Annotated in this window: 8 protein-coding genes and 2 pseudogenes; 5 read left to right on the top strand and 5 right to left on the bottom strand. The window is 57.2% G+C overall.

Features of this window, described 5'->3' with window-relative positions; all coding sequences use genetic code 11:
• Positions 1-112: 112 nt before the first annotated feature.
• The gene (locus JQ553_RS34090; RefSeq protein ID WP_312015229.1) at positions 113-283 is read right to left on the bottom strand and encodes a recombinase family protein; all 171 of its coding nucleotides are present in this window, start codon (positions 281-283) and stop codon (positions 113-115) included.
• Positions 284-618: 335 nt separating this feature from the next.
• Between JQ553_RS34090 and JQ553_RS35190 the strand changes: the two genes are divergently transcribed.
• The gene (locus tag JQ553_RS35190) at positions 619-2,112 is read left to right on the top strand and encodes a GNAT family N-acetyltransferase (RefSeq protein ID WP_212504457.1); all 1,494 of its coding nucleotides are present in this window, start codon (positions 619-621) and stop codon (positions 2,110-2,112) included.
• A 187-nt stretch (positions 2,113-2,299) separates the two neighbouring features.
• Here the strand turns inward: JQ553_RS35190 and JQ553_RS34080 are convergent.
• Positions 2,300-2,578, bottom strand: a pseudogene (locus tag JQ553_RS34080) (transposase); the annotation flags it as partial.
• 178 nt (positions 2,579-2,756) lie between these two features.
• Positions 2,757-3,470 carry a Bax inhibitor-1/YccA family protein gene (locus JQ553_RS34075; RefSeq protein WP_212504456.1) on the bottom strand — a complete coding sequence of 238 codons (714 nt, stop codon included), beginning with the start codon at positions 3,468-3,470 and terminating at the stop codon, positions 2,757-2,759.
• A gap of 273 nt (positions 3,471-3,743) precedes the next feature.
• On the opposite strand from JQ553_RS34075, the gene JQ553_RS34070 reads away from it, so the two are divergent.
• Positions 3,744-3,959, top strand: a complete 216-nt coding sequence (locus JQ553_RS34070) for a hypothetical protein (RefSeq protein ID WP_212504455.1) — start codon at positions 3,744-3,746, stop codon at positions 3,957-3,959.
• A gap of 36 nt (positions 3,960-3,995) precedes the next feature.
• Here JQ553_RS34070 and JQ553_RS34065 read toward each other — a convergent pair whose 3' ends face one another.
• Positions 3,996-4,526: a dihydrofolate reductase family protein gene (locus JQ553_RS34065; RefSeq protein WP_212504454.1), complete on the bottom strand. Its 531-nt coding sequence runs from the start codon at positions 4,524-4,526 to the stop codon at positions 3,996-3,998.
• A gap of 1,287 nt (positions 4,527-5,813) precedes the next feature.
• Here JQ553_RS34065 and JQ553_RS34060 point away from each other — a divergent pair.
• From JQ553_RS34060 to JQ553_RS34050, 3 genes are all read left to right on the top strand, one after another.
• Positions 5,814-6,506, top strand: coding sequence for an MBL fold metallo-hydrolase (locus tag JQ553_RS34060; protein ID WP_212504453.1), 693 nt, complete (start codon positions 5,814-5,816; stop codon positions 6,504-6,506).
• 6 nt (positions 6,507-6,512) lie between these two features.
• A complete protein-coding gene (locus JQ553_RS34055; protein WP_212504452.1) occupies positions 6,513-6,848 on the top strand; it encodes a hypothetical protein in 336 nt (111 codons plus the stop codon).
• 300 nt (positions 6,849-7,148) lie between these two features.
• Positions 7,149-8,228 (top strand): MBL fold metallo-hydrolase, encoded by a 1,080-nt coding sequence (locus JQ553_RS34050; protein WP_249144877.1) that lies wholly within the window; start codon positions 7,149-7,151, stop codon positions 8,226-8,228.
• A 321-nt stretch (positions 8,229-8,549) separates the two neighbouring features.
• Here the strand turns inward: JQ553_RS34050 and JQ553_RS35415 are convergent.
• Positions 8,550-8,699: pseudogene (locus tag JQ553_RS35415) on the bottom strand (putative collagen-binding domain-containing protein); the annotation flags it as partial.
• Positions 8,700-8,907: the final 208 nt, after the last annotated feature.

Genomic DNA, 8,907 nt, shown 5'->3' with positions numbered 1-8,907 from the left:
CTGCTGCAGCCGGTGCAGCATGAAGCATCGACCATCCAGTCGCCGCGACCACCAGACCGCCGGCAATCCGCAATGCCTGCATCGGTGCGTCGATTGCTGTTTGAAATGTCGTTCAGGCTGGAGCCTGCGAGGCTCGGATCAGCTTAGCGAACTCCGGCCTGCCGTTGGTCGACTTGCCTGATGCCTTCTCACTGAAGATCCGCTCGCAACCGGCGGCCTTCAGCGCCTCAACCTGGGCGGCGTGGTCCTGGGTGTTCGAACTGACTCTTGCGTATCCGTTCACAGCAATCCCCCAATTTTGCAAGCGGGACTTTTGGAATCTAAAAAGCGAGATATGCAAGGCCAATTCTGATCCTCCACAATGTAGAGTTTTTGAAGGATAGCGGGCGGGTGTTCATGCAGTTGCGGTCTTGATCGGCGCCTGTTTTCGTTGCGGGGGCGAGTAAGAATGGTTATCGAATGTTGAGCGGTCCATGCCAACCCGCCCCCTGGCCCCCCAAACGTCAAGGTCGAAGCGGTCGCAAGGCAGCGCGAGAAAATTTTGCAATTACAGACTTGGATGCACTGCGAGTGCCGCCAGTCGTCAGCGGAAGCTCGTAGGCCTCGATGGGGAGGGAGGTGAGTCATTTTGACTCACCAAACTTCCTGTCACGATCGGTGGTTCTGATACTCTGCCGACAGCAAGGAGACGAGCTTGGTTTCGAGGAGAGTGCGAGCCATACAGCCAGGCAGCCGCTCCCCCCTATGGGCTACTGCTTGCGGCGTACGGAGCTAAGCCAAAATGCCGCAGCGATACGTCTCGCTGTTCAGCGTTACTGCTTTCCGGCGATCAACGGCCCCACTAAACTAAAAAGCGACCGGCGGCAGCTTCAAAACCTCTGCCGTGGGCGGAAGGTGCTGGTGCGTGGCCCCTTGGGAAAGGAGCGGAAGCAAGAAATGCGACCCATGTCTCAAATTAAGCAGGAGAGCGTCGCTTTCAAATTCAAAGTCGTCGATGAACTCAGCCAACTGGCTGAGCTGTGGCCACGCACTGACCGTTGCGGATCATCCTTACATTGCTACGTATTCCAGTGCGCAGACTTCCTTGAAGTATGGTGCGACACTATAGGGCGAGCCAGGCGAGTACGAACGATTTTCGTCGGCGTCTTCGATGACGTTGGAAGACCGATTCTCCTTCTACCGTTGGGTATAGAGCGACGCCGCGGCGTTCGTGTGCTGGGTTTTCTTGACGGCGGAGTCTTGAACTACAATGCTCCCGTGGTGTTCGAGCCCGTGCGGACGTGGGAACGCCAGAGCTTGGACCGGCTTTGGAGTCAACTAATAGCCGTATTGCCACCCTTTGACGTAGCCATATTCGACAAAATGCCCGCGGATATTTGCGGCGTGCCCAACCCCATCATTGGGCTTGCAAGTGCGCCCTATGATCTTTCAGGGTATTTGGTCAACATAACCCGCAGCTGGGAGGAATTTGCCGCAACGCGTTTGTCTTACAAAAGGGACTCGAGCGCCCAGCGTCGAAGACTAGCAAAATTTGGCCAAGTTGTTTTCACTATCGCGCAGACGCCCGTCGACCGGCAACGCGTCCTCGAAGCTATGATGCGGCAGAAGTCGCGACGCTTTATCGAGACCCTTGGAGTTGATGAGTTCGATTCCCCGGGGTGCAGACAATATTATATCTCAATGGTTGAACGCTTTCCCTGGCCGGGGCCATTGCTTATTTCTGCGCTTGAGGTCGACGGCAAAATTCTTTCTACAAACTGGGGGCTCATCTCCAACGGGCGATTTGTAGGAATTGTGATGAGCTACGAAGGCGGTGAATGGATGAGATTTTCACCCGGACGCCTTCTCCTCGAAGACTTGCTCAAGTGGAACTTTACCAACAGGACCTCGATCTTCGATTTTGGTATCGGAAATGAGAGCTATAAGTTTGCTTATGTCGATGAAACCCTTCACTGTTATCAAGCAAACATCGCTGTTACTGCAATCGGCAGAACGTATCTGATCGGAATGAAGATGCGACGGCTTTTGAAAGCAGCGATACTGCGCACGACTAAAAAATCCGGCGCGCTGCAGAAGGCCATTCGCAAAGCAAAAACGCGGTATGGGCTTTAGGTCGATCCGCAACGTGATGTGATACTGCAAGGGAGCGACTCGCGCACTCTGTGCTCTGGCTACGCTCCTCCCAGCCAGGGAATCGGTGCGAAAAACTCTAACCAAAAACGATCCAGTCTGCGGGCCTCAGATCATCTGAGGGGCGGACTCTAACTCCATCTGGAGGAAAGACGCAGGGGCAGGTCAGGCAAAACCAACGGTAGGCCAAATTGAGGTGAACCTCATCGCGCAGGCGCCGCTCCGATCGGATGCCGAAGCAGTAACCGATCAGGAGCATCCGGATCATCAGTTCGGGATCGATCGAAGGTCGACCGATGCTGCTGTCGAAAGGCGCCAAGTCCCGCCGGACCTGTTCAAGATCGACAAACCTGTCAATCAACCGCAGCAAGTGATCAGTCGGGATATGTCTTTCGAGCGAGAAATCACAGAACAACGCAGCCCGTTCGACTTGCCGATGCCCCATCATGATCTTCAGTCCTGCCAACTAGACAGACTGAATCACTGATCCCTCTGCGTCGCAACAGCCGCCTTTTTCAACAGAATCGTCCCAAATGTGACATTTCCACGCCAAAGCGGCCTTATTGTTCAATCGTCGCGCCTCATCGCGCAGTGGCGAGCGGTCGCGCGCGAGAATCACTCGTAGTCTAGCGTCGGCCGCCCATCAGGCGCAGCATCATCATGAACAGATTGATGAAGTTGAGGTAGAGCGACAGCGCGCCCAACACTGCCTTGCGGCCGGCCGAAGTGGTATCATCGCCGCCGTCGTACATTCCCTTGATCCGCTGGGTATCGTAGGCCGTGAGCCCCGCAAAGACGCCGACTCCGATAATGGAAATCATCCAATCGAGCCCGCTCGATCTCAGAAACAGATTGACCAGGCTAGCGAAAATGACGCCGATCAAGCCCATAAACAGGAACGTTCCGAATCCCGACAAGCTTCGCTGGGTACTGTAGCCCCAGATACTGAGCGCGCCGAAGGCTGCCGCTGAGATGAAGAACACCCTGGTGATCGAGGACTGTGTGTAAATGTGGAAAATGGTCGACAATGAAATCCCGACCAGGGCCGCATAGAGGAAAAACAATCCTCGCGCAGCTTCCACCGACAGCGTGTTGATTCGTGCACTAATAAAGAACACTAATCCCAGTGGCGCCAGCATTAGCACCCACATCAGCGGACTTTGAAGCAATTCAGGGCCGGTGAACTGATAGGTCAAAAACGCGGCAACGCCGGTCAAGCCAACGCCGGCGGTCATGTAATTATATACGCGCAGCATAAAAGCGCGAAGGCCGACGTCTATCGCTATGGCGCCGCTTGCGAGGGAGCCCGGCGCAGCTGCATTTCGATCGTAGTTCGACATGAGTTGTGTCCTTTTTGATAGGCTCCTGCGGGAAGTAGCCGACTGAGTGGCTCCGTCTCCCCGGCAATGAAGCCGTAAATCACGAGTACGATGATCGCTCCCACGTTTCGGAGACGCCCGGCGAGGTCGCCTCCGCCTTGGCACCGAAGATTGCGCTCGTGAGCTTACCAAAAATGCTCATGTGATCCTCCCTGAGTCTTTCCAACATCCTTCGATACGTGTTGGGCGGCACTTCCTGGCCGACAGCGTAGCGGCCGGCCGGTGGCAGCGGTCTTGATCTGGATCAACGGAGCTAAATTGCTGAATCACGCCCATTGCCGTTTCGTGATGTCGCTGCTCCTCGCCCGCGGTGACAAGGTGAGGACGCACGAGTCCGAAAGTGGCCCGAAGCGGCGCTCGACGATGTTCACTCAAATGTCAGGTATTCGGGGTGGGCAAAAATCTTTGGTCGACCTGAGCCTTACCGGTTTTGACCCGAAGGGAACCTGACGAGTGTCGGCGCAGTCCGGCGAGCAGGTCGCGTGATTAAGCAGGAGTGTAAGTTAGCCTGATCACATCCTCGCCGATCCGATCATGCGCCATAAGGCGGAGCGGCGGCCGGGGTCCGGCGAAATATGGCTTGCCGTGACCAAGCACGACGGGGTGCAGGTAGATTCGATACTCGTCGATCAGACCAAGTTCGGTGAGGCTTTGCGCCAAGTCCGGCCCAGCAACTTCGATCTCCCCGTCGCGCCCTAATTTCAGGTCACGGATCGAGTCCTCAAGGTCACTTTCGACAAGCCTGGCGTTGGGGCCGACCGACTTCAACGAGCGCGAGACGACCCATTTCGGCTGGTTCCGCCACGCCGCCGCGAAGGCGTATTCTTCCGCATCCCATTCGGGATGATCGTCGTCCCAGTAACGCATGATCTCATACATTCGGCGGCCGTACACACTGCCCGCCTGCCCCTGGGCCTCCTTGATAAAGTGGCGGAAGAGCGTGGGGCTCGGCCCGAACGCCATATGGTCGACGTAGCCGTCCAGAGACTGGTTCATTCCAAAAACGAGCTTGGCCACTGCAAAATCTCCGTCCCAGGTTTATCAGAATAGCTTGGGCGCCGATATGGACCATTCGGCGTCTCCATTTCCTCTTCACGAAGGACGAGCGAACGGACCGGCCCCCGACATCACTCACAACTTTTTTTGAAACCTCAGAAAGAGGAGTTTGAGGTGAAGCGGACCCGTTATGCTCGGAGCGAGACTGATCCACGTGCGGTATGGGAGAATAGGGCTGCGGGCATCATTTCCGCTTCTGGCCGTTTGTGTTGAAAAGGTCGAAAATGCTGCCAAGGTAAAATTCTCGCAAAAGCTTGTCGGCTGCAGATTTCTTCTGAAGACGCGCCCTTCATGCAAAGAAGAATATCGCTCAAAGGTTCTGCTCAAGTCGATGTCGTCCACCGCGTCTGATAGACGCGAAACTCATCAGCGGCCCTTAAAAAATCAGACGCGACGGCGGTTCGGACTTTTTCAACACAATCGACCCGGACCAGACATTACTGCTCTGGTAGCCCTGCGACGCGAAGACCTTCGTATAAGCGTTCGCGGCCAGCAAGGTAAATGGGATTGTCGCCCGCTGCGTTTAGACGGTAGTTTCCGAATTGAAAAGTTCGGATCCAGCGCCAAGCCAGAACGGGCGGCTCCTTGGGCCTCGGCCACGTTGCCAGACAGCGCCAACGCGGCGGCAAGTTGGAACCATGCAATCGAATAGTTGCGATTTGCTTCGACGCAGCGACGCAGCCAAGCCACCGCAGCAGCGTCCTCTCCAAGCGTGATTTTGGAGACGCCCGCAGTGCTCAACCATCGAAATGCAAAAATATCGCGAGGCGAGAGGCGCTCTGCTTCCTTGACGTGGAACTCAGCCTCGATGTTGCGTCCCATGAGATGCTTGCCGAACGCAATCATTCCATGCGCGCCCGCCAGGTTTCGATCCAGCGCGAGAGCCCTCTCGCATAAGGCAACTCCAGCTTCCACTCGCTTGGTCTGAATCTGGACAAGTCCGAGAAATGAGTGCGCCCACGCATTGTTGGGCGCCAAAGGTCAGGATTTGATCAAGCAGGGCCTCGGCTTCGGCAAATCGCGCCCATCGACCGTCGTCTATAAAAGTGGACCCTAGGCCGACCTCGACCCGCGCCAGGCCAATCAGCGCTTCCACGCTACTCGGATCAGCGGCCAGAGCCTTTGCAAAATATTGTTGCGCCATTGCCATGTTTTCGCGCGTAGGTCCCTTGTAGACACAATCTGTGCAACTGCGCTTCGTCGTTTGCATCATCTGTCGCACCTTTGTGCGAGGGTTTCTCAATACACGTGCAATCCTTTACCGGTGGCCAGGAGCGGAACGTACTTGTCGACTTCGGCTTCATGCCCGAAGTCCTCAATAACAACATGGCGATCATCGGAATCGATCCGTCAACGTTGGATACGATGGTCCCGAGCCACGGTCATTACGACCATTTCGGGGGTATGGTCGGGTTCCTTGAGAAGAATGGCTCATCGCTGAAGAAGGAAATCCCGTTCTATGTCGGCGGCGAGGACGCTTTTTGCCTGCGCCGCAACGTCGAGGGCGAGTTCGGTGCGCTCGACCGCGAGGCAATTCTCTATTCCGGGCTGACGCTGATGATGGCGTCAGAGCCGGGGGTCGTCGCTGATCACGCCTTCACCACTGGCCGCATCGAGCAGGTTTCGTTCGAGAAGCCTTTGCGTCCAACGACGGAAATCATCGGCATCTTCGACGGCTTCGGCTGCTTCCCGGAAAAAATGCCGCCGGAAAGGGACACGGGTACCTACATTCCAGACGATTTCGATCACGAGTTTGCCACCGTCTACAACGTGAAGGGACGCGGGTTCGTCGTGCTAACCGCCTGTAGTCATCGCGGCGTGATCAATACCGTGCGCGCCGCGATGTCCGCCTCGGGCATTGACCAGGTGCTTGCAATCGTCGGTGCGTTTCACATCGCGCCGCTGCTCAATGATGACTACATCCGCCGGGTGATTGCTTAACTCCGTGTGATTGATCCCGAATACATCATCGTCGGCCACTGCACCGGCGACCGCTTCTACGATCTCGCCCGCGCCGAACTGGGCGATAAGGTGATCCACTCCGCGGCGGGCACGCGGCTTGTGCTTTATGGGCGGTTGAGAGACGGCCTGTTCGCCTTCATCTTCCGCGAAGGGGTATCGCATACCAAGACCGCCAAACCGCTGGACCTTACTGTGCCGCGAGGCTTGCGTGTGCTCGCCGACGAAGTGATGAGTAAATCATCGCGACCTACGGAGGCGTTTGCTGCGGCGCATGAGTCCTGCAAATGGCCGGTTGCTGCCGATTCAGCGTGTCCGCTGTGAGGTCGGATGTCTGAGCGAAAGCGGACAATTTGTGCTCAATGCGAGCCTTTCGCATCTTGACCCGCACCGGACCAATGTGACTCGCCACGCTATCCCTCGCGGGATAGGATACCTCTAATCCTCGGTATGCGGGCTGCAAGACGCTGATGTGTTCGGCACCCCAACACCTTCGCCCTGGAGTGCGTTTCCGCGTGACGCCTTGCAGTAGCAAAGACCACGTAAAGGGAGGAGTTGATTGTGTTAATTTGCCAATGCAACGCAATTCATCGACGCGATTTGATATGCGGCGGCGGTGCTGCCTTGTTCAGCGCCGTCGTGGCGACGCTGATCGGTAGCGGGAAGCCGTTACGCGCAGAAACGGTCGCCGGTAGGGTTCCGGAGATCGATCGTGTGGCAGTGCGCGTGGTCGTCGACAGCTACCAATTCGCTGTCGCGCCGAGCCGAAAGGTTTCCGACGTTGAGATTGAACACTTCGGCTGGGGCATCGGCGGTGGCAAGCCGCCGGGTAAAACGTTGATCAGTGAGTTCGGACTGTCGATGCACGTCGAGTCCCAGCGCGGCGCCGAAACACGACATGTCTTGGTCGATTTCGGCTTCACACCGGACGCGCTGGTCAACAACGCCAATCTCGTAGGCATCGATCCGGCGGCGCTTGATGCCCTTGTCTTGAGCCACGGTCACTACGATCATTTTGGCGGTCTCGGCGGCTTCCTAAAACAAAACAACGGCCAGCTCAAAGCCAAACTACCGATTTACGTCGGCGGCGAGGACGCATTCTGCTCCCGCGAATGGACGGCTCCGCCGGTGCGCGGCGACTTCGGAGCCTTGGATCGCAAGGCACTGGAAGATGCCAATGTTGCGGTGACCTATGCAGATGGGCCGGCACTGGTCGCCGATCACGGCTTCACCACGGGGCACATTGGCCAAACGAGCTTTGAGAAGCTGCTGTCCCCCAGCGCCATGAGGATCGGCGTGGACCACGGCATTGGATGCTACGCCGACAAGCTTCCGGAGGACGAACGGACGAAGGCTGTCATCCCGGACCAATTCCGGCACGAGATAGCCACCGCATTCAATCTAAAAGGCCGCGGGTTGATCGTGTTGACGTCTTGCAGCCATCGCGGGGTAATCAACGCAATCAAACAAGCCCAAGCGGCTTCGGGTATCAGCAAGGTTCACGCGGTGATCGGCGGGTTTCACCTCGCGCCCTACAAGGAGGACTATGTGCGCGACACGATCACAGCGCTGAAGGGTATCGACATCGATTACGTCATTCCACTGCACTGCACCGGTGAGCCGTTCTACGAAATGGCAAAGGCAGAGATGCCGAACAGGCTCCTGCGCTCCTACACGGGCACGCGCTTCATCTTCGGTGCTTGAGAAGGACACGCGCAATCCTGGCGCTCACGGCCGCGAACGGGGTGCAATTGCTGGCTCCAGCGGATGCTGGAGGATCCGAATCGTACCGCCGTGTCGAACGCGTAGTGCGATGCCGATGACTCTAGGCGTCGTGCGAACAATGTCCGGATTTGGCCCGTTGCCCCCAATTCGGCATGTCCGCTGCGAGCTGATGTCAGAGCAAGAGCGAACCACTTGTGCTCGATGCGCGCCTTTCTCATTTTTAGACTCAAAGGCGACCTGACCGCGCCGTGCGCGGCCAATGATGGCGGTTCAAAAGCCGCAAGTCGTTGCAGCCGCCCTTCAGCGCCGGGGTGACGCTTCTAGGATCAAGACCCAGTCGCCGTCGCCAGATTTGTTGGCTCCTGAAGGAATAAACTGTCTGCTCCCCTCATTGGTGAGCGGGGAACCCTCCACGTCCGCGTACTCGCCGCTCGTGGGATCGTACCAGCGAGCTGTCGTCGTGCCGCGAGCTTCGACATATCAACCGCGATGGCGCGGATGGTCGGCATGTAGACAATTACCAACGACCCGTCGGAATAGCGTTTCGCGCCGGGCGCCCGGTGACAAACAGTGCGCCTTTTCGCTCGACCGGCTCGGCCATGTGCTTGCGATGGCGATCGAGAAGGGATCGGGCGATGCAGCGTTCGACGAGGCCGCG

Origin of the sequence: Bradyrhizobium lablabi (genome assembly GCF_018131005.1) — a bacterium.
Lineage (GTDB): Bacteria > Pseudomonadota > Alphaproteobacteria > Rhizobiales > Xanthobacteraceae > Bradyrhizobium > Bradyrhizobium lablabi_D.
Note: the sequence above shows the minus strand (reverse complement) of the source record. Positions and strands in the feature narration are given on the sequence as shown.

Bases quoted from the DNA above. Each gene is read 5' to 3' on its own strand.
- JQ553_RS34075 (WP_212504456.1), bottom strand. From the start codon at position 3,470: ATGTCGAACTACGATCGAAATGCAGCTGCGCCGGGCTCCCTCGCAAGC.